The sequence below is a fragment of the Uruburuella suis genome, assembly GCF_022870845.1.
Lineage (GTDB): Bacteria > Pseudomonadota > Gammaproteobacteria > Burkholderiales > Neisseriaceae > Neisseria > Neisseria suis.
In genome coordinates this window covers 143,250-168,132 of record NZ_CP091507.1, presented here as the reverse complement: position 1 = coordinate 168,132, position 24,883 = coordinate 143,250, and the positions used below count along the sequence as shown (strand labels likewise).

Genomic DNA, 24,883 nt, shown 5'->3' with positions numbered 1-24,883 from the left:
AGGTTAAAATAAACGCTATTTTAACATAGCGGCTGCTTGGGTTTGATAAATCTCATGGCAGGCATGCCGACTGGCAAACCGACTCTAAGGTGATATTTTGGCTCGTTCATTCTCATTCAAACCGCTGGTGTGGGCGCTCGCTGCGGCTTTTGGCGCGGCCGGCGCGCAAGCTGCCGATGATTTGTCGCTCGGCCGCACCTGCCTGAGCTGCTCGCCCGAAAAGCTCGGCGAAGAAGCCGCCGCCCATGCCGCGCCCGAAATCCGCAGAAGCGGTGAAGCGCCACTGCCGGCCGACTACACCCGCATCAGCGCCGATGAAGTGGCGGGGCAAACCAACGTTACCGTGCGCGCCGAGGGCGATGTGATTGTGGAGCGCAACGATCAGGTGCTCAATGCCAAATGGGTGGATTATAACCAAAGCAGCGATGTGGTTACCGCCGGCGAGGGCTTCACGCTCTATCAAAACGGCACCACCATCAGCGGCAGCAAAATCGAATACAACCTCACCGAAGGCAGCGGCAGCAGCACCGACACACGGCTGGATGCCGAGCACGACGGCCGCCGCTTCCAAAGCGTGAGCGAGCGCGCCCAAATGCAGGGCAACGGCCGATACACCTTAACCAACACCCTGTTCAACACCTGCCAACCGGGCGATGCGAGCTGGTATATCAAAGCCAAAAGCATCGAGGCCGACCAAAACACCGGCATCGGCGTGGCCCAAAATGCCACGTTGGTGTTTGGCGGCGTGCCCGTGCTCTACACCCCGTGGGCCGATTTTCCGCTCAACGGCAACCGCAAAAGCGGCCTGCTGGTGCCTGCGCTGAAAATCAGCTCCGACGGCGTGGAAGTGGAAACGCCTTATTATCTGAACCTAGCGCCCAATTACGATGCCACCATCACTCCCGGCATCATCACCGGCCGCGGTGTGCAGCTGGGCGCCCAATTCCGCTATCTGCAGCCCACTTATGCCGGCCGCATTCAGGGCAAATGGATGCCCGACGACCGCCGCAGTGAGCACAACAACCGCGCACACCTAATCTGGCAGCACCAGCAGCAATTCACCCCCACGCTTAGCGGCGGCATAGATTACAACCAAGTATCCGACAACGATTATTACCGCGATTTCTACGGCCGCGACGACATCGCCAGCAACGTCAACCTCAACCGCCAAGCCTGGCTCAACCACAACACCCGCTTGTGGGGCGGCACGCTCGACAGCTACGCCACGGTGCAGAAATATCAAACCTTGGCCAATTCGGATGGTTATAAAACCGAGCCTTACGCCCTCATGCCGCGCTTTTCCACCCGCTGGCAAAAGCCGCTGGGCAACGCCCAAATCAACGTGTTCGGCCAATACACCCGCTTCGAGCACGATGAAAAACAATCGGGCAGCCGCTTTGTGGTTTACCCGAGCGTGAAATGGGATTTCCACAACCAATGGGGCTATATCCGCCCCAAAATCGGCGTGCACACCTCTTATTACGATCTCGACAGCTTCGATGGCGCATCGGGGCGCACCACCAGCCGCACCCTGCCGATTTTCAATATCGACAGCGGCATGACCTTCGAGCGGCGCACCCGCTTATTTAGCAACAACTATATCCAAACGCTGGAGCCGCGCCTTTTTTACAACTATATTCCCACTAAATCGCAAAACGACCTGCCCAATTTCGACAGCTCGGAAAACAGCTTCAGCTATGACCAGCTTTTCCGGGAAAACCTCTATTCGGGCAACGACCGCATCAATTCGGCCAACAGCATTTCCACCGCCGTGCAAACCCGCATCCTCAACCCCGAAACCGGCGCCGAATTGCTCCGCGCCGGCATGGGGCAGAAGCTTTACATTAAAAACGACAACGTATTGCTCGACGGCAGCGTGAGCCGCTACCAGCGCAACCGCTCCGACTGGATAGGCTTTGTTCACGGCAACGTGAGCCAGAGCGTGAGCATCGACACCGATATCCACTACAATCAAAACCAAAGCCGGGTGGAAAACTTTGCCGCCGGCATACGCTACAACCCCGAAGCCGGAAAAGTGCTGAGCGCGCGCTACAAATACGGCCGCAACGAAAAAATCTACCTGCAAAGCGATGGCGACTATTTTTACGACAAGCTCAGCCAAGTCGATCTGGCCGCCCAATGGCCGCTGAAAAACAACCTTTATGCCGTGGCCCGCTACAACTACGCGCTCAACGTCAGCCGCCCGCTCGATATGCTCGTCGGCCTCGAATACAAAAGCGGCTGCGGCTGCTGGAGCGCCAGCGTGGTGGCGCAACATTACGTCACCGGGCTCAACAGCAGCAAAAACGCCGTGCTCTTCAGCCTGCAACTCAAAGATTTGAGCAATATCGGCAACAACCCATTCGAACAATTGCGCTTGGCCATTCCGGGCTATAGCAAAACCAACGAGGTAATTCAAAAATGAACCTGAAACCCCTGATGCTCGCCGCCTTTTTTGCCGCAGCACTGCCCGCCGCCCAAGCCGCCGATGTGAAAATGGTCGACGGCATTGCCGCCGTGGCCAACAACGATGTGATCACCTATCGCGACCTCAACCAAGCCGTGGCGCGCGCCCGTCAAAGCCTGCCCAAAGGCAGCAACGTGAGCGATGCCGAATTGCGCCGTCAGGTGTTGGGGCAGCTCATCAACCAATCGCTGGTGGTGCAGGCAGGCCAGCGCAACAATGTGGGTGCCACCGATGCCGAAATCGATGAAGCGCTCGCGCACAATGCCCAAAGCAACAAAACCACCGTTGCCGCGCTTTATGCGCAAGCCGCCAAACAAGGCATCAGCCGCAACGCCTTGCGCCGCAATATCGCCCAAAGCATCATCAGCCAAAAAGTGCAGCAGCAAGCCGTGATGCAGCATGCACGCGTGAGCGATGAAGAAGTGGATGCCTTTATCAACCGCGCCGCCCAGCAAGGCGTTACCCTGCCCGAAGGCGAGCCGGTGCGCCAATACCGCGCCCGCCACATTCTGCTGCGCGCCGACAGCGATAATGCCGCGGCTGCCGCCGAGAGCAGCATCCGCAAAATCTATAGCCAGGCACGCAGCGGCACCGATTTTGCCACCTTGGCACGCGAATACTCGCAAGACGGCAGCGCCGCGGCCGGCGGCGATTTGGGCTGGTTTGCCGATGGCCAGATGGTGCCGCAGTTTGAAGATGCTGTGCACCGCCTGCGCCCCGGCCAGGTGAGCGCACCGGTGCGCAGCCAATTCGGCTGGCATGTAATCAAGCTGGAAGAAGTGCGCGATGCCGGCACGCCCGAAGAGCGCCAGCGCAATGCCGTGCGCCAATATCTTGCCGAGCAAAAAGCCCAGCAAGCCAGCACCGATTTGCTGCGCCAATTGCATGAAAGCGCTTTTATCGACATCCGCACGCCGTCTTAAAGCATGATGCCGAGAGGCCGTCTGAAAAGTTTCAGACGGCCTCTTGTATGCGTGAAAGAAGAATAATACCCATTCAAAAAAATAATATACAAACGGGCAGTCTGTAGGTCGGATTCTCGAATCCGACACTTGTTCGCAGAACAAGCATCAGGGCCGCGGCAAATGCCGGGTTCGAGAATCCGGCCTGCAACCCAATCGTCCAAACAACCTGCAATCTGCCCCCGCCCCCTCAGAGAGCAGCTTAGAGTCTGCCGTGTTTGATGCGGGAGCGAGAATCGCAAGCGGCACGTTTGCCAAGCGGTGATGTGAAACAACTTGTTTAGCCATCAATGATTGATGACAAATCATGTCCACATTTGTTTTGGCCGCCAAATATCGGGCTAAAAAAAGTCCGAGCGGCGATGTATATAGTGGAATGCATGAAAAAGTGATACGGCAGGTAGGTTGGGTTGTAAACCCAACAAATCCACAAGCCGTCTGAAACGTTGGGTTTATCAACCCAACCTACGCCGTTGCAAAATGTAGTTTTGTGTCACTTTTTCTTGCATTTCACTATATTTTCAATATTTCATCAACAGAAAACCAACGGATAAACCATGAAAGCCATGATATTGGCCGCCGGCCGCGGCGAGCGCATGCGCCCGCTCACCGATACCTGTCCCAAACCCCTTCTCCAAGCCGGCGGCGAGCCGCTGATCGGCTGGCATCTTCGCCGCCTCAAAGCAGCCGGCTTCACCGAAATCGTAATCAACCATGCCTGGCTGGGTGCGAAAATCGAAGCGGCGCTGGGCAGCGGCGCGGCCTATGGCGTGCACATTGCCTATTCGCCCGAAGGGGAAAAAGGGCTGGAAACCGCCGGCGGCATTGCCACCGCGCTGCCGCTGCTGGGCGATGCGCCTTTTTTGGTGGTGAACGGCGATGTGCTCACCGATATTGATTTTAAAGCCGCTTTTGCCGCCGCCGAAGCCTTGCAAGCCGGCAATCTGCTGGCTCATTTGTGGCTGGTCGACAATCCGCCGCACAACAGCAGCGGCGATTTCGCCCTGCAAGATAATGGCAAAGTGGCTTCCGACACAGCCGCAGGCTACGCGCTCACCTTCAGCGGTATGGGCGTGTATCAGCCCGCGCTGTTCCGCCACACGCCGCGGCATCAGCCCGCCAAACTTGCGCCGCTGCTGCGCGAAGCCATGAATGAAAGCCGCGTGTCGGGCAGCCGCCACGCGGGGCTGTGGCTAGATGTGGGCACGGTCGAGCGCCTGGCCGAAGCCGATGCGCTGGTGCAAAGCGGGCGCATTTCTGCGTATTAAGCACAACAAATAACCGCCATCTTAATAGATGCACGCTTTGCCGCATGGTGCGCCATCCGTTGCTTGATGCCGTCTGAACGTTTTCAGACGGCATCAAATTTTTGGCTATATTGCCGCACCGATGAAAAACAGCTCAAACTCGTTATCAATTTCAAAACCATATTGAAATGTCTAAAAAAAGCTTGAATGCCACACAAGCTTATACTTTTGTCTAAAAATCTGCATGATTACTGTTGTGAAATACATAAATTCTGTATCATTCGACAACTTGTCAATCTGAAAAATCTATTTTTATGAATACCCCGGTTTCTTCCATTTCCGAACCGCGCTCCACTTGGCGCAGCAAATTGCAGGCCATCGGCCCCGGCGTGTTGATGGCTTCGGCCGCTGTCGGCGGCTCCCACATTATCGCATCCACGCAGGCCGGCGCGATTTACGGCTGGCAGCTGGCCATGATTGTGGTGTTGGTGAATCTGTTTAAATATCCGTTTTTCCGCTGCGGCGCGCAATACACGCTCGAAACAGGCAAAAGCCTGCTGGAGGGCTATCAAAGCAAAAGCCCGGCTTATCTGTGGGCCTTTTTTGTGCTCAATCTTTTTGCCACGGTGGTGAATATTGCCGGTGTGGCGCTAATCACGGCGGCGATATTGAGCTTTATGCTGCCGGGCATCGGCATCAATATTTTGGCCGGCGGCGTGCTGGCGGTAACGCTTTTGGTGTTGCTGGCGGGAAAATACAGCGCCTTGGACGGAGTGTCTAAATTAATCATGATTGCGCTCACGGCTTCTACCGTGGCGGCGGTGGCGATTGCAGCGGCCAACGGCGGCGCGCCGCGCGCGCCCGATTTTATCGAGGCTTCGCCGTGGAATATGGCGGCGCTGGGTTTTATCATCGCGCTGATGGGCTGGATGCCCGCGCCGATTGAATTCTCGGCCATCAACTCGCTGTGGGTGGCGGTGAAGCGCAAGCTGGACCATGTGTCGTATCAAGACGGTTTGTTTGATTTCAACGTCGGCTACATCGGCTCGGCCTTGTTGGCGCTGGTGTTTTTGGCGCTGGGGGCGCTGGTGCAATACGGCACCGGCACCGAGGTGAAGCTGGCCGGCCCCGCCTATATCGCCCAACTCATCGATATGTATGCCCGCACCATTGGTGATTGGTCGCGCTGGCTGGTGGCCTTTATCGCTTTTTTCTGCATGTTCGGCACCACGCTCACAGCGGTGGACGGCTATTCGCGCGCCAACACCGAAGCCTTCCGCCTGATTAAAGGTGAAACGAGCTACAGCACCCGCGCGCTCTATATCTGGACCGTGCTCGGCTGCGCCGCCGGCATGGTGGTGATTCTGTTTTTCAAAGGCGCGCTCGCACCGATGCTGAAATTTGCCATGATCACCGCTTTTCTCACCACGCCGGTGTTTGCCTGGCTCAACTTGATGCTGGTGCGCGGCGGCGCACACCGCATCAGCGGCGGCATGCTGGCTTTTTCCTGGCTGGGCTTGATTTACCTGGCCGGCTTTGCCGTGCTTTTCCTGCTGCAATTGGTGGGCGTGTTCGGTTGAGATAAGCCGGATAAAATGCATCGTGAAATGAATGGTGAACAGACCCTAGGGTCTGTTCACCATTCATCCGCGAGTAAGATTTTGAGCGCAAAAGCGTGGCTGCAAGGCGAAAAGCACAGCAAGGTTGAACACCTTGCGAGCATTTTCAACGCAGCAGGCGCGTTTTTGAGCCAAAATATTGCCGCGTGATGAAATGTGAACAGACCCCAAGGCCGTCTGAAATTTGAACTGCACCCCAAAAGTTGGACACCCCCATCCAACCCATAAAGGTGCAGTTTTCTTATGAACAAATATACCGTAGACTTCAAATACCAAGCCGTTATGCATTATTATTGCATTCGAAGCCAGCAGCTCACCGCCGACGCATTTCGAATGTCCCGCACCCACCTACGCCGCTGGATTGCCGCCTACGAACACGGCGGACTCGCGGCACTCGAGCATCCCCAAGCCATGGCTGACAAAAAAACCAACCCCTTTATTGCCGACAAACCCGATAAAGAAAAAACACAGGATGAGCTATTGCAAGAAGTGGGCTACCTCAGAGCCGAGGTCGCCTATCTAAAAAAGCTCGAAGCCCTTTTTCCTCAGAAGACAGCAACGCCAAAAAAGCGCAAATCATCGAAGCATTAAGGGCAAACCATCCCCTCAAATACCTGCTCCCTGCCGCAAAGATGGAGCGAAGTAGCTTTTACTTCAGCCGGAAGCGCAACCAGAAGCCCGACAAAGACCTGGCCGACATGCAAACCGTTCGTGCCGTTTACGACCAACACAAAGGCCGTTACGGCGCCCGCCGTATTGCCGCCGCCTTATCGTGGAACAAGAAAAAAGCAGAACGGCTGATGAAGAAAATGAATTTAAAAGCCATTGTCCGAGAGAAGCGAAAATACTACCCGCCGGCCATGGGCGAAGTGTCCGAAAACCTGCTGAACCGCAACTTCAGCGCCGAGAAGCCCGATGAAAAGTGGCTGACCGATGTGACCGAGTTTAAATGCGACGGCCAAAAGCTGTATCTGTCGCCGATACTGGACCTGTATAACCGCGAAATCCGCAGCTACCACCTATCGCGCCGCCCCAACAGCGAAATGGTGGCCACCATGCTGTCGAAGGCCGTGGCGCAACTGGGCGCGCAAAAGCCGATGCTGCACTCCGACCAAGGCGTGCTCTACCGCTGCCGCGCCTACCGCGCGCAATTGGCAGAAGCCGAAATCACCCAAAGCATGTCGCGCAAAGGCAACTGCTGGGACAATGCGCCGATGGAGAGCTTTTTTGCGGTGCTGAAAACGGAATGCTTCCACAACCGCACATTTGCTTCGATAGAGGCATTGGAAGCGGAAATACACGAGTATATCCGCTACTACAACCATGAAAGATTGAGTTTGAAATTGAAAAAACTGAGTCCTGTGGCATACAGAACCCAGTTTGCAACCGCCGCTTGAAGAATGATTGATTTAGTGGCTTAAAAATGTCCAATATTATGAGGGCAGTTCAATTTTTTCAGACGGCCTTGGTCTAACTTGAATGGTTAAACCAAGCACTTTCAGGCAATATGACAATTGAGCAAATTGCTCAATCCATCTAGATAATTATTGAGGAGTTATATCATGGCCTACATCACAACAAACGATGGCGTTGAAATTTTCTACAAGGATTGGGGGCCGCGTGATGCAGAAGTATTATTTTTCCATCATGGTTGGCCGCTCAGCTCGGATGACTGGGATGCACAATTATTATATTTTCTCGGAAAAGGATATCGTGTTGTCGCACATGACCGCCGTGGCCATGGCCGCTCGTCTCAAGTATGGGATGGTCATGATATGGATCATTATGCAGATGACGTTGCGGCTGTGGTCAAACATTTAGGCATCGACAAAGCGGTGCACATCGGCCATTCAACCGGTGGCGGCGAGGTTGCACATTATATTGCCAAACATGGTGAAGCTCATGTTTCCAAGGCAGTATTGGTGAGTGCTGTGCCACCGTTGATGGTCAAAACCGATAAAAATCCGAATGGATTGCCGAAAGAAATTTTTGACGACTTCCAAAATCAGCTCTTTAAAAACCGTGCTGAATTTTATCGTGCCATACCCGAAGGTCCTTTCTATGGATTTAACCGCCCGGATACAAAACCTTCAGAACCAGTAATACAGAACTGGTGGCGCCAAGGGATGATGGGCGGCGCCAAAGCCCATTACGACGGCATTGTGGCATTTTCTCAAACCGACTTTACTAAAGATTTGAAAAAAATTTCTGTCCCCGTGCTTGTTTTGCATGGTGATGACGATCAGGTTGTGCCATTTGAAATTTCAGGAAAATTGTCAGCCGAATTGGTACAAAATGGCACGTTGAAAGTTTATCCGGGATATTCTCATGGAATGTTAACAATAAATGCCGATGTGATTAATCCGGATCTATTGGCATTTATTCAAAGCTGAAACCTGAACAATAAAAAATCAAAATACCCAAAAGCTTTTCTTAACCGGACAGCTCTTTTCTGCTTGAATTTACAATCCAAATAGAAAAGAATGACTATTCGGCAACCTATGCAAATTTTTACCCTCTAATCAAAGATAACCACAAAGGAGGCAAATCATGAGAAAGCTTTTATCTGCGCTGCTGCTGGGCGCATCGGCGCTGGCCGCGGCACAAAGCACCGAGCAGAGCTATATTCTGGTGGGCAGCTACACCGATGAAGTGCACACCGACGGCATTTACACGCTTTCGTTCAACCCTCAAAACGGCGCGCTCAAACGCGTGGGCAACACGCAAAATGTGCGCAATCCTTCTTATTTGGCGTGGTCGAAAAACCGCGATTTCCTTTACGCTGTGAATGAAAACAGCAGCCAAAACGATGAAGTTTCCGCTTTTAGATTCGACAAACGCAACGGCAGCTTAAGCTTTATCAACCGCCAGCCGGTAAACGGCAGCGCCGCCTGCTATGTGGCCGTGGATCACAGCGGCCGCCATCTGGCCGTGGCCAACTACAGCAGCGGCAATGTTTCCCTTTATGATCTCGAAGCACAAGGCGGCATCAGCCCGCCGCGCCAATCGCTCACCCTGCCCAACCTCGGCCGCCAGCCGCATGCCCACACCACCGTGTTCGGGCCGCGCAACGATTTGATGCTGGTTACCGATTTGGGTAACGACCGCATCTACCAATACCGCTTTGATGCCGGCGCGATGCAGCCGCTGCAGGCAGATCCGCGCGTTTACCGTTTGGGCGAGGGCGAGGGGCCGCGCCATTTGGTGTTCAGCCAAGATGAGCGCTTTGTGTATGTGCTCAACGAATGGGCGGGCAATATCGCCGTGTTCCATTTTGAAAACAACACGTTGGTGCACAAACAAACGGTGGTATCCACCGATATTCTGCCGCCCGGCGAGCGCAATAAAGGCAGCGCCGCCATTAAAATCTCGCCCGATGGCCGCCACCTTTATGCCTCCAACCGCGGCAGCACCAACAATATCGCCATCTTCAAAATTGCCGCCGACGGCTTGCTGAGCAAAGTGGGCGAACAAGCCACCGATGCCCACCCGCGCGATTTTTTAATCGACAAAAGCGGCCGCTGGCTTTTAGTGGCCTCGCGCGACGGCAATTCGGTGAAAGTTTACCGCGTGAACACGCACACCGGCCTGCTCGCCGATGCCGGCCAATCGGTGTCGCTGCCCAAGCCGGTGATGCTGCTGGCTTATTGAGCAGGGCTGCCGACCGTTGCCCATCATAAAACAGGCCGTCTGAATAAAGTTTCAGACGGCCTGATTCATTTGCAAACCCTATTAACCCCATAATCAAGCGGGCGCACAAACGCCCGCTCGTTCAAGCTATTTCACCGCTTTCAAGCGCAGCATTTCCTGCAACATCGCCGGTCGCCTAGCATAAATTTGCCGCGCCGCTTCCATTTGCACGGCCATCGGCTCGCGCACCACGGCAAAGCGATCATACAGGCGGTTGAGCTTCTTCACCCACTCGGCATACTTCTTGCGCTCCGCGAGCATAGCGGCTTCTGCCACCATCAGCTCAAGCCAATGCAAGGCTGCGCTATTTTGCTGCGCTTCGTCCAAGCAGTCGATATATTGTTCCAGCAAATGCGCTTGATGGGTTTGCTGCAATAAGCCGCCTAATTTTTGCGTGCAGTTTTCCAAGGCATAAAGCTGCGCCAGCGCATCGCTCCGAACGTGGTTTTGCTGCAATTTTATTTCCTGCTGCGCAAATGCACCCGGCCAATCTTGGGCGGAAATCAGCGCGCGCCAGCGCTGATAATAGTTTTCATCAATGCTATAGCCGCCAAAGGCCAGCGCTGCGGCATATTCCTGCGCGGCCTGCTGTTGGCCGGTTTGCGTGGCCACTTCGAGCAGCAGCGCGCGCCATTCGTTCGCCATGCCTTGTTGATGCCCGGCCAACGCCTTTTCCAAACCCTGCACCAACAAGCGCTCGGCTTGCGCCCATTGCTGCCGCGCCATCAGCTTATCAACGGCAATGCGCCGCATTTTGGGAATGCTCAAATGATCTTGCAGCCATTTTTCCGCCTGCGCCGCATCAATAAATGCCAACACTTCATATTTGCGCAGAATCAGGCGCTCCCGCTCATAGCCGTCGCGCTTCAAGCGCGTGTATTGCGCGTCGAGCCAAGCCAGCACGGCATCGGCGCGACCCGATTCGCATAACGCAGCCTGCCACAGCGCGATGGTTTCATCAAACACAATCCAATGCTCATCAGAGTCGGCCAATATGCTCTGCCAAAATTTTTCGATTTTGGCGCGCAATTTGGGCTCGGCTTGCCGATAAATCGTGTTGCTCATTTCGATGCAGTGAAAAATCGCATCGCCCAAGATGCCGTCTGAATCATCGGAATATTGGATAATTTTGTTCAGCCGCTGATACACGGTTTGGTGAAAGCCAAACGCATCTTCATCAAACAACACATCGGCATCTTCCAGCAGCGTCCACACCGCATCGCCCAAATCGCCGCTCTGCCGATAATCGCAGCCGCGCGCATAGCGGCGGAATAAGGCGCGCGCCTCATCAAGCAATGCCTGCGCCTTTGCCGAGCCCATCTTCGCCGCTACCGCACGCGGCTTGGCCGGCTTTTTCAGCGCCGGCGCTTTGGGCAATTCGGGCGGCTCACCGGATGAAACGGCATACCACACCGCCGCAATATGTTTGCACAAAGCATCATAAGGGCAATCGCACAAAGCCTGGCGGATGGCACCATCGGCGCCAAAGCGCAGCTGCACCCGATAAACCTGCCGCTTGCTGCCGGCCACTTGCGCCCGCCAAGCGCCATCGCTTTGCTGCTGCACCGATAAAATTTTGCCGCTGCGGTAATAATCCGCCCCGCGTTCAGCAATGGTTTGCCCGAGCGCGGCGGCAATCGGGTCGGCAGCTTTGTTCATCGGCAGGCTCCGCTGGTTTGATAGATGATAGAGAGATAAGGGTAAGGGAATTTGGCGGCCGCTTCAATGCGCTTGCGCGGATTTTTCAAAATATTGAGTTAAAGGCCGTCTGAAAGTTTTCAGACGGCCTTTAAACAGCACCGACAAAACACTGAGGCCATCCCACATCTATTTGAAATAAAAAATAAATTTTGATAAACTCAATTTATCAACCCCAAAAAAGGAGCCCGCTATGAACCTGCCCTTATTCAGCCTGCAAGACCAAATCGCCATCGTTACCGGTGCCGCCAAAGGCATCGGCAAAGGCATTGCCGCCGTGCTGCGGCAGGCCGGTGCCACTGTGGTGGTGGCCGACATCGACGAAGCCGCCGGCCAAGCCACCGCCCAAGCGTTGGGTGCCGACTTTTACCCGCTCGACGTCACCCGCCAAGCCGACTGCCGCCGCCTGATTGCGCAAGTGGTGCAGCAATACGGGCGTGTGGACATTTTGTGCGCCAACACCGGCATTTTCCCGCAAGCCGATTTGGAACACATGACCGAAGCCGACTGGGACACCATGCAAAACGTCAACCTCAAAGGCATGTTTTTTATGGTGCAGGCGGCCTTGCTGCAAATGAAACCGCAAGGCTACGGCCGCATCATCATCACTTCATCCATCACCGGCCCCATCACCGGCTTTCCCGGCTGGGCGCATTACGGTGCCAGCAAAGCCGGCCAACTCGGCTTTATGCGCAGCGCCGCCCTCGAATACGCCCGCCACGGCATCACCATCAACGCCATCCAGCCCGGCAACATCCTCACCGAAGGCCTGCAAGCGCAAGGCGACACCTATCTTGAGCAAATGAAGGCCGCCATTCCCACCCACACCCTCGGCCGCCCCGAAGACATCGGCTACGCCGCCGCCTTTTTCGCCGCCCGCGAAAACGCCTACATCACCGGGCAGGCGCTGGTGGTGGACGGCGGCCAGATTTTGCCGGAATCGCCGGAAGCTTTGTTGTGAGCCACAGAATAATCAAATATGGAAAAGGCCGTCTGAATGGGCATAAAACCCTTTTCAGACGGCCTTTCATTTTTATTCACACATCATTGCACATCGCGCACCTGCACCGCCTTGTCAAACAGATTCACCCCGCCTTTCACGCCGAAATCCAGCGTGGTCACATTATAGGCAATATCAATATCCGCCTCGGCAAACGCCTGTTTCAGCTGCATAATCACCTCGCTTTTGGCCTGCATATAATGCGGATATTGCTGAAAATCAATCCAAAACCAAATTTGAAACAAATAAGCCGAATCGCCGATATCGGTGAAATAAAACGCTATATCCTCTTTATCCACCACACAATCCAAGCCCTTCACCGCCGCGAGCGCCACGCTTTGCACATGCGCCAGATCATCGCCGTAAGACACGCCGCTGGAAAGCGTAATCCGCCATTTGCCCAACGTTGAATAATTCAAAAACACCCCGTTATACACCAACTGGTTGGGCACATAAGCCATCTGCCCCTCAATGGTTTGCACCGCCGTGGTGACCAGCCCGATTTCCTGCACCGTGCCCACATATTGGCTGATGTTCACCCATTGCCCCACCTCAAAAGGCCGCTGCGATTTGAGCAAAAAGCCGGCAAACGCATTAGAAGCCACATCTTTCAGCGCAAAGCCCGCAATAATGCCGATAATGCCCGCGCCGGCCAGCATATGTGTGATAAAGCTGGCCAAATTCAAAATTTCCAGCGCCAGCACCACACCCGAAAAACACATCGCCCCATACACCACCGAGCCCACCAGCTTGCCCGTTTTATTATGCGGAAACAGCCGCGCATACACCCGCACCGCCGCCCGGCGCAGCAGCCGCGCCAGCACATAAAAAATCAGCAGCACAATCAGCGCCGACACCATATCCGGCAACGCACGCCACAGCTGCGCCTGCCAGGTGTCGAGTGCGTGGGTGACTAGGGATAGGGTTTCCGGTTTTTGCATGGAGGGTTTTCTGTTTGAAGTTTGATAGGAATATCGGGGATTATAGAAGATATTGGTGGGCGGGGCGTAATATCGGTTTTCAACTTGAATTTACAATTCAAGGGTAAATCTCAAGCGCTTCGGCATTCCTGATGGTATGGATCTGGAACGTTGGCAGCTGTGGAAGAGGTGAATCAAGCTAAAAAAAGAAAGCCCCCAACTCTGTACTGCACCAGCCTTTGGCTTCTCAGAGAAGGGGGGGTTATTAGTGTTAATCATAGAGTGATGCAGGAAACTTGTCAAGCTGAAAGCAGAACAAAGGCCGTCTGAAAAGGGTTTCAGACGGCCTTTGTTTCACCCTCTCACGCGGCATTCGGCGGTGCCACGGCTTTCAGATAATTGAGTGCGATAAACTGCTTGTCGGCATCCACTTCGGCCACGGCCACTTTCATTTGCGAGCGCGGCAGAGCGTCAAACGGAATGCCGCTGGCGCGCGCCACCATGGGCAGGCCGTCGATGCGCACCAAATCGTCTTTCAAAAGCGTGGCGGTTAATTCTTTAATGCCTTGCTGCTGCAAGTAAACCAAGCTCCAATAGGCTTCCATTTGGCGCTGGAAATCGGCATAGGCCGAATAGGCGGTGTCGAAATCGCGCAGCGCGGCGAATAAATCGGCATCGTTTTTCTGATAAAGCGGCGCGGCTTGCGGGTCAATCAGGCTGATGATCTGCTTTTGGTTGATGTAGTCGGCGGCGCGGCGCAGCGGCGAGGTAAACCAGCCGTAATGCTGCACGCCCATGCCGATATGCGGCTCGGATTGGGTGCTCATGCGCACTTTGCCCGCGGGCTGCACGCGGAAAAGGCCGGGCAGACCGGCTTGGTCGAGCATTTGGGCCCAAGTGCTGTTGGCCAGAATCATCATTTCGCTCACCAAGGTGTCGATGGGCGAACCGCGCTCGCGCCGGGCCACGGAAACCAGGCCGTCTGAAGCCAATTCGATGCTGTAATCATATTGTGCGGCGCGCTCAGGCTCGTATTTGCCGCGCGCTTTTTGGCGGGCGATGGCCAATTGGTAAAACCAAATCAAATCGCGGTGGTGGGCAAACAGGGCTGCGCCCTCGGCATCTAGGCCGCTTTGGGCATTGAAATGCGGCTCGATGGCCTGAATGCGCAGGTTTTCCACGATGTTTACCGCTTCGATTTTGCACCCCGGCGCGCTGACGTTGAAATCGGCATCCACATCGAAATAAATGCTCACAGCGGGGCGGTAGCCGCCGGCATCGAGGCTGAAGGCGGCGATCCAATTCTCGGGCAGCATGGTGATTTTGTCGCCGGGGAAATACACGGTGCTTTGGCGCTCAGCGATGGTTTTTTCCATGTCGCTGCCGGGCGCGATGGCCAGCGCGGGTGCGGCAATGTGTATGCCCACGCGTTTGCCGCCGCCGGCCAAATCGGTGAGGCTCAAGGCATCGTCCACTTCGGTGGTGGCGTCATCGTCAATTGAGAAGGCTTCCACTTCGGCGCGGGGCAAATCAGCCAAAGCGGGCACGGGCAAATCGGCAAAGGCAATGCCGCGCGGAAAATATTTCATTTCGAAGCCGTCGCGCAAATATTGCGGAATCGAAGCCACGCCGCCGCTTTGCTGCGCCAAAGCTAGGGGCGAGAGCTTCATGGCATCGGCCGCTTTGGTGAAGGCTTTATAAGTGAGCGTTTGTTTGTCGGGCGCGTGCAGAATGGTTTTCAAATCGGCGCCGATTTCGGCGGGCAGGCCGCCTTGCTGAAGCTCGGCCGCCCACGCTTCGATTTGCGCATCTTGCTGCTTTTTGCGCTCGATGGCGGCCAAAGCCTGCTTGAGCGTTTCTTCCGGCGCGGCTTTAAACACGCCTTTGGCTTTTTTATAGAAATACATCGGCGCGCCATAAAGCGCCATCAGCGTGGCGGCCAGCTCGATTTGGCTCGGCGCATGGCCGAAATAGTCTTCCGCAATGGCGGTGGCGGAAAATTCGGCTTCGCCGCACACTTCCCACAGCAAATCGGTGTCGATTTCGGCCGCTTCGGCTTGGGCTTTTTCCAGAAAATCAGCCATCGGCATCTCGAATTCGGCAAATACATTATTGGCTTTCACCTTGGTGCGCTTGCCGTGTTGGGTGTCGACCTGATAAGTGGCATCGTTTTTCTGCACCACGGCGGCCACTTTGAATTGGCCGGATTCTTCATAAAAAATATTCATTTGCGGGCTATTGGGCTTTCAGACGGCCTGTATCGGCGGCCGGATAATCGGAGCGCAATTTTAGCAGAATTCGGCCAAGCGGTGCGTGCGCACAAGGCCGTCTGAAAAAATTGCCGCCGCTCTCAAAAATATTACATTGAATAAAAATAATTATTATTTATAATATCGGCACTTTAAAACAATACACACACGGAAACCCGATGCAACTCACCCGACTCTCTTTCGTTCTTGCCACCTGCAGCAGCACCCTTTATGCCGCCGACACCGCCATCGAGCTGCCCACCGTCAATGTGCAGGCCACCGCGCCTGCGCGCACGGTAAGCGAAATCGGTGCCGCACAAATCGAGCGCGAGCAACCTGCCGATTTGAAAGCCTTGCTGAAAAACCAGCCCGGCGTGGCCGTGAGCGCCTTGCAGCGCACCCGCCAAGGCAATGATTCGGTGAATATCCGCGGCCTGAGCGGCAACCGCGTGGGCATGAGCATGGACGGCATTCCCCTGCCCGAAGCGCAGGAAAGCCGGATTTTCGCCTCAGCCGGGCTCGCTTTCGGGCGCGGTAATTTTATCGAACCCACCGCCTTGCGTGCCACCACCATCGCGCGCGGCGCCGAAGCCGAAGGGCTGGCCGGCTCGGTGCAGTTTAAAACACTGGAGCCGGCCGATGTGCTGCAAAACGAAAATTTCGGCGCCTATGTGCAAAGCGGCTATCAAAGTGCCGACAGCAGCCGCCATATCGGCGGCGGCGCAGCAGCAAGCACCGGCATTTGGCAGGGTATGCTAATGGGCACTTACCGCCTCGGCCACGAAACCGAAACCCGCGGCCATGTGGGCGGCGACGGCCAAAGCCGCACTGAAGCCGACCCGCAAGACTACAACAGCCGCTATTTCCTCACCAAACACCATTTCCAGATTGCACCCGAACACCGCCTGAGCCTCACCGGCGAGCATTTGCGCCGCCATCAATGGCTGGATCAGCGCTCGCAGCTGGGCACTTACACGGAAGACCGCACCCGCGACAGCCAAACCCGCAACCGCCTCTCGCTGGCACACCGCTACCAAAGCGAAGAGGGGCATTTGCAGCAAATCGACAGCCAAATCTACTGGCAAGACAGCCGCACCGACAATCTGCGCCAACGCAGCAACAGCCGCAGCGCGCGCACCGACACCGGTGCCGCCCGCGACCTTGTGTGGGGCGTGCGCAGCGAAGCGCTCAGCCACATCAATACCGGCCGTCTGAATCAAGATTGGCGCTACGGCCTGCAATTTGCCCGTCACGATTTACGCTACGATGCCGTGCAAACGCCTGCCGCCAACAGCCCCTTCAGCCCGATACACGACCCCTCCGCCGACACCGTGCGCACCACCGCCGCCCTTTATGCCGATGGCAACATTGATTTCGAAACCTGGCTGCTGCAACCGGGTCTGCGCGCCGACTATTATCAACTCAGCCCCGATGCAGCCGACTACCAACAAATCAGCAGCGACATTGCCCAGGTGCAAAAACAACACCGCTACGCACTGAGCCCGCGCATCGGCGCTGTGTGGAAACATTCCGCCGCCTTTCAGCCTTATGCCCAATATTCGCGCGGCTTTCATGCCCCGTCTTCCCAGCAAATCTCCAGCTCTTGGGGCATCAATAATGTTTACTCGATTATCGGCAATGCACGGCTCAAGCCCGAATATGCCGACAACTTCGAAATAGGCGTGCGCGGCAACACCGGCACCGTTGAATACCGGCTGGCCGCCTTCAACAACCTCTATAAAAACTTTATCGACTACAAAACCCAGCAAACCTACATTCCCGGCCGCCAATTGTGGCTGATTCAATACCACAACTTCGACCGCGCGCGCATTTACGGTGCCGAAATGCAGGCCGCATGGAAATTCGCCCCACGCTGGACGCTCAACGGCAATCTCGCCTTCGCCCGCGGCTACACCAAAAACAGCGCCGACACCGATGGCAGCGGCGACAACAACGGCGGCAAGCAGCCCATCAACAGCATTTTGCCGCTCAAGCTGCAACTGGGCGCCGCCTACGACACCGAACGCTGGGGCGGCAATGTGCTGCTCACCCGCGCCAACGGCAAATCATCCGATCAAATCAGCGGCAATATGTATAACCCCACCCGCCACTATACCTTGGTGGATGTGGGCGCTTATTGGCGTCCCACCAAAAAGCTCAGCCTCTCGGCCGGCGTAGCCAACCTCTTCAACCAAAAATATTGGGATTGGGGCGACATTTCCTACTTGGCCGCCCGCAGCACTTATGCAGGCAGCTTCGACCAATCGCTCGGCCGCGACGTTCCCTCTTCTTTCAACGCCACCAATGCCGACGCCTTCACCGCACCCGGCCGCCATTTCAATGTGGGGCTGCGCTATACTTTTTAAGGCCGTCTGAAAGCCGGGCCGCCGGCTCGAAAACACATGTGCGGTTGCGGTTTGTCTGTTGCTTAAAGGCCGTCTGAAAAAACTTCAGACGGCCTGCCCTGCAAACGAAACCTGTTACAATAGCGTTTTGCTTTTTCACACAGCCCCGCCATGACCGATCCTGTTTACATTCCCCTGCGCCTGCACACCGAATTTTCCATCACCGACGGCACCGTGCGCATCAAGCAAGCGGTGAAGCAGGCTGCCGCTTACGGCCTGCCGGCGCTGGGCGTGAGCGATTTGATGAACACTTTCGGCTTGGTGAAATTCTACAAAGCCTGCCGCAGCGCCGGCATCAAGCCGATTGCCTCGGCCGATGTGTGGATTGAAAACCCCGAAGCGCCCGAAAAGCCTTTTCGCGCGATGCTGATGGTGAGAAACGATGCGGGCTATCTGCGCTTAAGCGAATTGCTCACCGCCGCTTATGTGGGCAAAGACCGCAATATCGACCATGCCGAGCTGCGCCAAAGCTGGCTGGCCGAGGGCGACAACAGCGGCCTGATTTGCCTCTCGGGCGCGCATTATGGCGAAGTGGGCGCCAATCTGCTCAACGGCCACGAAGAAGCCGCCCAAGCCGCCGCGCAAAAATACGCGGCTTGGTTTCCCGATGCGTTTTACTTGGAATTGCAGCGGCTGCCCGAGCGGCCGCAATGGGAAACTTCGGTGGCCGGCAGCCTGCAAATTGCCGCCGCGCTCGATTTGCCGGTGGTGGCCACGCATCCGACGCAGTTTTCCAACCCCGATGATTTCGAAGCGCATGAGGCGCGGGTGTGCATTGCCGGCGGCTGGGTGTTGGCGGATAAAAAGCGCCCGCACGAATTTGCGCCGAGCCAGTTTTTCGTGTCGCCCGAGGTGATGGCCGAGCGCTTTGCCGATTTGCCCGAAGCGCTGCAAAATTCGGTGGAAATCGCCAAGCGCTGCAATATCCACATCACGCTGGGCAAAAACTTTCTGCCGCAATTTCCCACGCCCGACGGCATGTCGCTCGATGATTATCTGAGCCTGCTTTCCAATCAAGGCCTGCAAGAGCGCATGGTGCAACTTTACCCCGATGAAGCCGAGCGCGCGGCGCAGATGCCCGAATATCAGGCGCGGCTGGATTTCGAGCTGAAAATCATCATTCAAATGGGCTTTCCGGGCTATTTCCTCATCGTGCAAGATTTCATCAACTGGGCGAAAAACAACGGCTGCCCGGTGGGGCCGGGGCGCGGCTCGGGCGCAGGCTCGCTTGTGGCTTATGCGCTCAACATTACCGATCTCGACCCGCTCGAATATGCGCTGCTGTTTGAACGCTTTTTGAATCCCGAGCGCGTGTCCATGCCCGACTTCGATATCGATTTCTGCCAGAGCAACCGCGGCCGCGTAATTGAATATGTGCGCGAGAAATACGGCGCCGATGCGGTGAGCCAGATTGTGACTTTCGGCACCTTGTCGTCCAAAGCCGTGATTCGCGATGTGGGGCGCGTGCTCGAGCTGCCGTTTGGTTTGTGCGACAAATTATCCAAGCTGATTCCGCTCGAGGCCAACCGCCCGGTGAGCCTTGAAAAAGCAATGGAAATGGAGCCCGAAATCCAAACGCTGATTAACAACGAAGATGCCGGCCAATTAATCGATTTGGCCAAAAAGCTCGAAGACCTCACCCGCGGCTTGGGCATGCACGCGGGCGGCGTGCTGATTGCGCCGGGCAAGATTTCCGATTTCAGCCCCGTGTATCAGGCCGATGAATCGGCCTCGCCGGTGTCGATGTATGACAAAGGCGATGTGGAAGACGTGGGCTTGGTGAAATTCGACTTTTTGGGCTTGCGCAACCTCACCATTATCGAAATGGCGCAAAACTTTATCGCCCAAACCACCGGCGAAAAAGTGGACGTGAGCCAGATTCCGCTTGATGATGCGGCCGCCTACAAAATTTTTTCCACCGCCAACACCACTGCGGTGTTTCAGTTTGAATCCACCGGCATGAAAAAAATGCTGCAAAAGGCCAAGCCCACGCAGTTTGAAGAGATTATTGCCTTTGTGTCGCTCTACCGCCCGGGGCCGATGGATTTGATACCCGATTTTATCGACCGCATGCACGGCGCGCGCTTTGAATACCTGCACCCGCTTTTGAGCGATGTGCTCGCGCCCACTTACGGCATTATGGTGTATCAGGAGCAGGTGATGCAGGCGGCGCAGGTGATCGGCGGCTACACATTGGGCGGCGCGGATTTGCTGCGCCGCGCCATGGGCAAGAAAAAAGTGGAAGAAATGGTGAAGCAGCGCGCCACTTTTGTGGCCGGTGCGGCTGAAAAAGGCATTGCCCAGCAAAAAGCCGACGAAATTTTCGACTATATGGAAAAATTCGCCGGCTACGGCTTCAACAAATCACACGCCGCCGCCTATTCGCTGGTGGCCTACCAAACCGCCTGGCTCAAAGCGCATTATCCGGCCGAATTTATGGCCGCCACCATGTCGAGCGAATTGGACAACACCGACCAACTCAAGCTTTTTTACGACGACGCGCGCGCCAACGGCCTCGAATTTCTGCCGCCCGACATCAACCAATCCGATTACCGCTTCACCCCCAACAACCAACGCCAAATCCGCTATGCCCTCGGCGCGGTGAAAGGCACGGGCGAAGCGGCGGTGGAAGCGATTGTGGCCGCACGGCAAAGCGGGCCGTTTCAAGATTTGCTCGACTTTTGCGAACGCGTAGGCAAAGCGCACATCAACAAACGCACCGTGGAATCGCTGATACGCGGCGGCGCGTTTGACAGCATCCACCCCAATCGCGCCATGCTTCTGGCCAACATCGATTTGGCCATGAGCAACGCCGAACAAAAAGCGGCCAATGCCAACCAAGGCGGCTTGTTTGACATGATGGAAGACGCCATCGAGCCGGTGCAGCTTGCCGATGCGCCCGAATGGAGCGAATCGGAAAAGCTCGCCGAAGAAAAACAAGTGCTCGGCTTTTACTTTTCCGGCCACCCTTTTGGCCCGTTTGCCGCCGAAGTGCGCCAATTTGCCCCGCTGCGCCTCAACAAGCTCAAGCCGCAGGAGCATGTGCGCGTGGCCGGCTTCGTTACCGCCGTGCGCACCATGATGGGACGGCGCGGCAAAATCGCCTTTGCCACCGTGGAAGACCAAAACGGCCAAGCCGAAGTGATGGTGAGCGGGCAAGTGCTCGAAGAAGCGGCAGGCCGTCTGAAAGCCGACCGCGTGCTGATTATGGAATGCAAAATCAGCCGCGACGATTACAGCGGCGGCGATGCGCTGCGCATCATGGCCAACAGCGTGCTCGATCTCTCCACCGCGCGCGAACGCTTCGCCCGCAGCGTGCGCCTCAGCTTGGCACCGCATCACGACATCCGCGCATTGGCCGAGCTGATTGAAAGCAGCCGCCAAGAAGGCAGCCGCATCCCGCTGCAATTGAGCTATCGCAACGCAGCGGCCGGCGGCGATTTGCGCCCCGGCGCCCGCTGGAGCATCAGCCCCAGCGCCGATTTGTTTCACCGCCTCGAAGCCCTTTTGGGCGCGCGCTCGATTCAAGTGGGCTGGTAAAGCAAAAGGCCGTCTGAAAATCTTTTCAGACGGCCTTTTTCAATCATCGCAGCAAATTACCAAATATCCGACTTGATGCGCCGCTTCAAGCCCGGGTGCTCAGAGAGCTTGAACTGCGGCTCTTTGCCCAGCTTCAGCTTGGCCTGATAATCTTTGAGCAGCATAAACACCAAGGGCGATAAAGCCAAGATGGCCACCAGATTAATCAAAGCCATCATGCCCATCGACAAATCGGCCATATCCCACACCAGCGGCACGCTGTTTACCGCGCCGAAATACACCATGCCCAGCACGCACATGCGGAACACCGCCAGAATCGTCCAATGGCTTTTGATAAACTGCACATTCGATTCGGCATAAGCATAGTTGCCAATCACTGATGAGAAAGCAAACAAAAACAACAATACCGCCAAAAAATCTGCGCCCCATGCGCCCACGTGGCTCACAATCGCCGCTTGGGTGAGCTGCACGCCGGTGAGCTCGGTGGTGGTGTGCACATCGGAGAGCAGCAGGATAAAGGCCGTGCACGAACACACAATGATGGTGTCGACAAACACGCCCAGCATCTGAATCATGCCTTGGCTCACCGGATGCTTCACATCAGCCGCGGCCGCCGCATTCGGCGCCGAGCCCATACCGGCTTCATTCGAAAACAGGCCGCGCTTGATGCCCAGCATCATCGCCTGCGCCATCGCCGCGCCGATAAAGCCGCCGGCCGCCGCTTGGAAATCAAATGCTTTATCAAAAATCAGCGCAATCACCGAGGGCACCGCCGATAAATTGGTGGCAATCACATAAAGCGCCATCAAAAGATAGAGCAGCGCCATCAGCGGCACAATCGCTTCAGCCACTTTCGACACCCGGCGGATGCCGCCGAAAATAATCGGCGCAGTTAAAATCACCAAGGCCACGCCGACCAGGTGTTTGTTCCAGCCCCATGCCGACTCGGTGGCCGCCACAATCGAATTGGCCTGCACCGCGTTAAACACAAAGCCGAAAGTCAGAATCAGGCTGATTGCAAACACCACGCCCAGCCAATGCTGCTTGAGGCCTTGGGTGATGTAATAGGCGGGGCCGCCGCGGAAATGGCCGTTTTTGTGGTCGCGCACTTTGAAAAGCTGCGCCAGCGATGATTCGGCAAAAGCCGAGCTCATGCCGATCAGCGCCGTTACCCACATCCAAAACACCGCGCCCGGGCCGCCGAGCGACACGGCAATCGCCACGCCGGCGATATTGCCCACGCCCACGCGGCTGGCCAGCCCCGTGGCAAACGCCTGAAACGGCGTGATGCCGTGCGGGTCGTCACCGGCTTTGCGGCCGCCGAGCATTTCTTTGATGCTGCGTCCAAACAGGCGCACCTGCACCGCGCCGGTGGCAAGAGTGAAGAAAAGGCCGGTGCCCAAAAGCAGATAAACCAAGCCGTTCCACAAGGGGCCGTTGAGGTCGTTAATCCATTGGTGAAATTGTTCGATCATCGTGTGTCTCCAAATTGCGGCGGCCGCATGCCATGCTGCGGGCCAACCGGATGCCTGCATTTTAATAGATTCAACACAAAGATTGTAATTTATTTACAAAAATAAAACGCTGCATTATCAATAACAAAATCAATTTATTATTAACATATTGTTGACAATCAACCGTAAAAAGGCCGTCTGAAACGTTTCAGACGGCCTTTTTACGGTTGATTGCAGAATGAAAGTGATACAAGGCAGCAAGGCGCAGACAATACACCGCAGCAACGCCGTAGCCCTTTTTTATGCATTTCACTATCGCATTTCAAATCAAGCAGCATGTTGTGCGCATCAGCGCCTATCCGCTGCCACCGCTTCAACGATTTTATCCGCCATGCGCGCGCTGGCGCCTTGATGTTGGCTGATAAATGCCTGTGCTTTTTGCGCATATTGCGCGCAATCGGCCGGATGGGCGAGCCATTCTGCGGCTGCATGCTGCCACTCTTCGGCGCTGAACACCTGCCGCGCCGCACCGGCTTCAAGCGCGCCGCGGCAGGCGGCGGCGAAATTATAGATAGAAGGGCCAAACAGCGTGGGCACACCGCAGGCAATCGGCTCGATGATGTTTTGGCAGCCGGTGTCCACCAAGCTGCCGCCGACAAAGGCAATATCGGCGGCCAGATAATAGCCGAACAATTCGCCCATGCTGTCGCCTATCCACACTTGCGTGTCGGCGGCCACGGGCTGGTTGTCGCTGCGTTTTTGCACTTTGAAGCCGTGTTGTTGCGCCAAAGAGAAGGCCGTCTGAAAGCGCTCGGGGTGGCGCGGCACAATCACCAGCAAAGCATCGCCGCGATAGGCCTGCCAGGCTTCCAGCAACAGCGCGGCTTCATCCACGCCTTTGTGTTCGCGGGTGCTGGCGCACACCACCACCGCCCTGTTGCCGATGCGCTGCTTGAAGGCCGCCGCACACGCGTGCATGGTTTCAGACGGCGTGATGTCGTATTTGCTGTTGCCGCACACATGCACGTTGGAAGCACCGATAAAGTGCAGCCGCTCGGCATCGGCGGCGGTTTGGGCATAGCAGCCGCGCAGGCCGGCCAGCGCCGGTGCCACCAGCGGGCGGATTTTCAGATAGCCTTGCTGCGATTTTTCCGACAGCCGCGCGTTGGCCAAAAAAAGCGGCACGCCGGCCTCGCGGCAGCCGTGCATCAAATTGGGCCAGATTTCGGTTTCCATCAAAATGCCCAGGCGCGGGCGGTGTTCATCGAGAAACTGGCGGATATAGGCGGGCTTGTCGTAAGGCAGATAGCGGCATTGCGCATCGGGAAAAAGCTGCTCGGCCGCGGCGCGGCCGGTGGGGGTCATTTGGGTGAGCAGCAGCGGCGCATCGGAAAAATATTGTTTCAACGCGGCCGCCAGCGGCACGGCGGCGCGGGTTTCCCCCACCGACACGGCATGTATCCAAACAGGCTGCTGCACAGGCTCTGCCATCGGCGCGCCGAAACGCTCGCCCCAATGCTCAAGATAAGCGCTTGATTTTTGCCCTCTGCGGCGCAAATAGCGGCGGATCAGCGGCGGCGCAACATGCCATAATTGAGTGTAAAGCCAGCGTATGTTCATCAATATAATCTG

Annotated in this window: 17 protein-coding genes; 12 read left to right on the top strand and 5 right to left on the bottom strand. The window is 56.0% G+C overall.

Annotation, left to right across the window (positions count from 1 at the left end):
- Window positions 1-97: 97 nt before the first annotated feature.
- From LVJ78_RS00775 to LVJ78_RS00735, 9 genes are all read left to right on the top strand, one after another.
- Entirely contained in the window at window positions 98-2,425 is a 2,328-nt protein-coding gene (locus LVJ78_RS00775) for an LPS-assembly protein LptD (RefSeq protein ID WP_132954852.1), read from the top strand.
- A complete protein-coding gene (locus LVJ78_RS00770; RefSeq protein ID WP_132954853.1) occupies window positions 2,422-3,390 on the top strand; it encodes a peptidylprolyl isomerase in 969 nt (322 codons plus the stop codon). The genes LVJ78_RS00775 and LVJ78_RS00770 overlap by 4 nt, the downstream gene beginning before the upstream one ends.
- Window positions 3,391-3,986: 596 nt before the next feature.
- Window positions 3,987-4,697, top strand: coding sequence for an N-acetylmuramate alpha-1-phosphate uridylyltransferase MurU (murU, locus tag LVJ78_RS00765; RefSeq protein WP_132954854.1), 711 nt, complete (start codon window positions 3,987-3,989; stop codon window positions 4,695-4,697).
- Window positions 4,698-4,990: 293 nt separating this feature from the next.
- Entirely contained in the window at window positions 4,991-6,256 is a 1,266-nt protein-coding gene (locus LVJ78_RS00760) for an NRAMP family divalent metal transporter (RefSeq protein ID WP_132954855.1), read from the top strand.
- A 15-nt stretch (window positions 6,257-6,271) separates the two neighbouring features.
- Window positions 6,272-6,445 carry a hypothetical protein gene (locus tag LVJ78_RS00755; RefSeq protein ID WP_244802583.1) on the top strand — a complete coding sequence of 58 codons (174 nt, stop codon included), beginning with the start codon at window positions 6,272-6,274 and terminating at the stop codon, window positions 6,443-6,445.
- Window positions 6,446-6,538: 93 nt separating this feature from the next.
- Window positions 6,539-6,886 (top strand): helix-turn-helix domain-containing protein, encoded by a 348-nt coding sequence (locus LVJ78_RS00750; RefSeq protein ID WP_244802582.1) that lies wholly within the window; start codon window positions 6,539-6,541, stop codon window positions 6,884-6,886.
- Window positions 6,775-7,692 carry an IS3 family transposase gene (locus tag LVJ78_RS00745; RefSeq protein ID WP_342345063.1) on the top strand — a complete coding sequence of 306 codons (918 nt, stop codon included), beginning with the start codon at window positions 6,775-6,777 and terminating at the stop codon, window positions 7,690-7,692. The genes LVJ78_RS00750 and LVJ78_RS00745 overlap by 112 nt, the downstream gene beginning before the upstream one ends.
- Before the next feature lie 165 nt (window positions 7,693-7,857).
- Window positions 7,858-8,688, top strand: a complete 831-nt coding sequence (locus LVJ78_RS00740; RefSeq protein WP_132953757.1) for an alpha/beta fold hydrolase — start codon at window positions 7,858-7,860, stop codon at window positions 8,686-8,688.
- A 157-nt stretch (window positions 8,689-8,845) separates the two neighbouring features.
- The gene (locus LVJ78_RS00735) at window positions 8,846-9,946 is read left to right on the top strand and encodes a lactonase family protein (protein WP_132953756.1); all 1,101 of its coding nucleotides are present in this window, start codon (window positions 8,846-8,848) and stop codon (window positions 9,944-9,946) included.
- Between the two features lie 126 nt (window positions 9,947-10,072).
- Here the strand turns inward: LVJ78_RS00735 and LVJ78_RS00730 are convergent, their stop codons facing one another.
- Window positions 10,073-11,644, bottom strand: coding sequence for an SWIM zinc finger family protein (locus LVJ78_RS00730; protein WP_132953755.1), 1,572 nt, complete (start codon window positions 11,642-11,644; stop codon window positions 10,073-10,075).
- Window positions 11,645-11,876: 232 nt separating this feature from the next.
- Here LVJ78_RS00730 and fabG point away from each other — a divergent pair, with 232 nt between their 5' ends.
- Window positions 11,877-12,644, top strand: a complete 768-nt coding sequence (gene fabG, locus LVJ78_RS00725; RefSeq protein ID WP_243650341.1) for a 3-oxoacyl-ACP reductase FabG — start codon at window positions 11,877-11,879, stop codon at window positions 12,642-12,644.
- Between the two features lie 83 nt (window positions 12,645-12,727).
- Here the strand turns inward: fabG and LVJ78_RS00720 are convergent, their stop codons facing one another.
- Together LVJ78_RS00720 and LVJ78_RS00715 are read right to left on the bottom strand one after the other, a co-directional pair.
- On the bottom strand, window positions 12,728-13,624 hold the full coding sequence (locus LVJ78_RS00720) for a mechanosensitive ion channel family protein (RefSeq protein ID WP_132953754.1): 897 nt from the start codon (window positions 13,622-13,624) through the stop codon (window positions 12,728-12,730).
- A 341-nt stretch (window positions 13,625-13,965) separates the two neighbouring features.
- Complete coding sequence (locus tag LVJ78_RS00715) at window positions 13,966-15,831, bottom strand: ribonuclease catalytic domain-containing protein (protein WP_132953753.1); 1,866 nt, start codon at window positions 15,829-15,831, stop codon at window positions 13,966-13,968.
- A gap of 200 nt (window positions 15,832-16,031) precedes the next feature.
- Between LVJ78_RS00715 and LVJ78_RS00710 the strand changes: the two genes are divergently transcribed.
- Together LVJ78_RS00710 and dnaE are read left to right on the top strand one after the other, a co-directional pair.
- On the top strand, window positions 16,032-18,218 hold the full coding sequence (locus LVJ78_RS00710) for a TonB-dependent hemoglobin/transferrin/lactoferrin family receptor (protein ID WP_132953752.1): 2,187 nt from the start codon (window positions 16,032-16,034) through the stop codon (window positions 18,216-18,218).
- A gap of 150 nt (window positions 18,219-18,368) precedes the next feature.
- On the top strand, window positions 18,369-21,797 hold the full coding sequence (dnaE, locus tag LVJ78_RS00705; RefSeq protein ID WP_132953751.1) for a DNA polymerase III subunit alpha: 3,429 nt from the start codon (window positions 18,369-18,371) through the stop codon (window positions 21,795-21,797).
- 56 nt (window positions 21,798-21,853) lie between these two features.
- On the opposite strand, the gene LVJ78_RS00700 is transcribed toward dnaE, so the two are convergent.
- Entirely contained in the window at window positions 21,854-23,272 is a 1,419-nt protein-coding gene (locus LVJ78_RS00700) for an alanine/glycine:cation symporter family protein (RefSeq protein ID WP_132953750.1), read from the bottom strand.
- Window positions 23,273-23,599: 327 nt separating this feature from the next.
- The gene (gene waaA / locus LVJ78_RS00695; RefSeq protein WP_132953749.1) at window positions 23,600-24,871 is read right to left on the bottom strand and encodes a lipid IV(A) 3-deoxy-D-manno-octulosonic acid transferase; all 1,272 of its coding nucleotides are present in this window, start codon (window positions 24,869-24,871) and stop codon (window positions 23,600-23,602) included.
- Between the last annotated feature and the right edge of the window lie 12 nt (window positions 24,872-24,883).

Coding starts and splice junctions, on each gene's coding strand:
- LVJ78_RS00770 (WP_132954853.1), top strand. CDS start 2,422: ATGAACCTGAAACCCCTGATGCTCGCCGCCTTTTTTGCCGCAGCACTG.
- murU (WP_132954854.1), top strand. CDS start 3,987: ATGAAAGCCATGATATTGGCCGCCGGCCGCGGCGAGCGCATGCGCCCG.
- LVJ78_RS00760 (WP_132954855.1), top strand. CDS start 4,991: ATGAATACCCCGGTTTCTTCCATTTCCGAACCGCGCTCCACTTGGCGC.
- LVJ78_RS00755 (WP_244802583.1), top strand. CDS start 6,272: ATGCATCGTGAAATGAATGGTGAACAGACCCTAGGGTCTGTTCACCAT.
- LVJ78_RS00750 (WP_244802582.1), top strand. CDS start 6,539: ATGAACAAATATACCGTAGACTTCAAATACCAAGCCGTTATGCATTAT.
- LVJ78_RS00740 (WP_132953757.1), top strand. CDS start 7,858: ATGGCCTACATCACAACAAACGATGGCGTTGAAATTTTCTACAAGGAT.
- LVJ78_RS00735 (WP_132953756.1), top strand. CDS start 8,846: ATGAGAAAGCTTTTATCTGCGCTGCTGCTGGGCGCATCGGCGCTGGCC.
- LVJ78_RS00730 (WP_132953755.1), bottom strand. CDS start 11,644: ATGAACAAAGCTGCCGACCCGATTGCCGCCGCGCTCGGGCAAACCATT.
- fabG (WP_243650341.1), top strand. CDS start 11,877: ATGAACCTGCCCTTATTCAGCCTGCAAGACCAAATCGCCATCGTTACC.
- LVJ78_RS00720 (WP_132953754.1), bottom strand. CDS start 13,624: ATGCAAAAACCGGAAACCCTATCCCTAGTCACCCACGCACTCGACACC.
- LVJ78_RS00715 (WP_132953753.1), bottom strand. CDS start 15,831: ATGAATATTTTTTATGAAGAATCCGGCCAATTCAAAGTGGCCGCCGTG.
- LVJ78_RS00710 (WP_132953752.1), top strand. CDS start 16,032: ATGCAACTCACCCGACTCTCTTTCGTTCTTGCCACCTGCAGCAGCACC.
- dnaE (WP_132953751.1), top strand. CDS start 18,369: ATGACCGATCCTGTTTACATTCCCCTGCGCCTGCACACCGAATTTTCC.
- LVJ78_RS00700 (WP_132953750.1), bottom strand. CDS start 23,272: ATGATCGAACAATTTCACCAATGGATTAACGACCTCAACGGCCCCTTG.
- waaA (WP_132953749.1), bottom strand. CDS start 24,871: ATGAACATACGCTGGCTTTACACTCAATTATGGCATGTTGCGCCGCCG.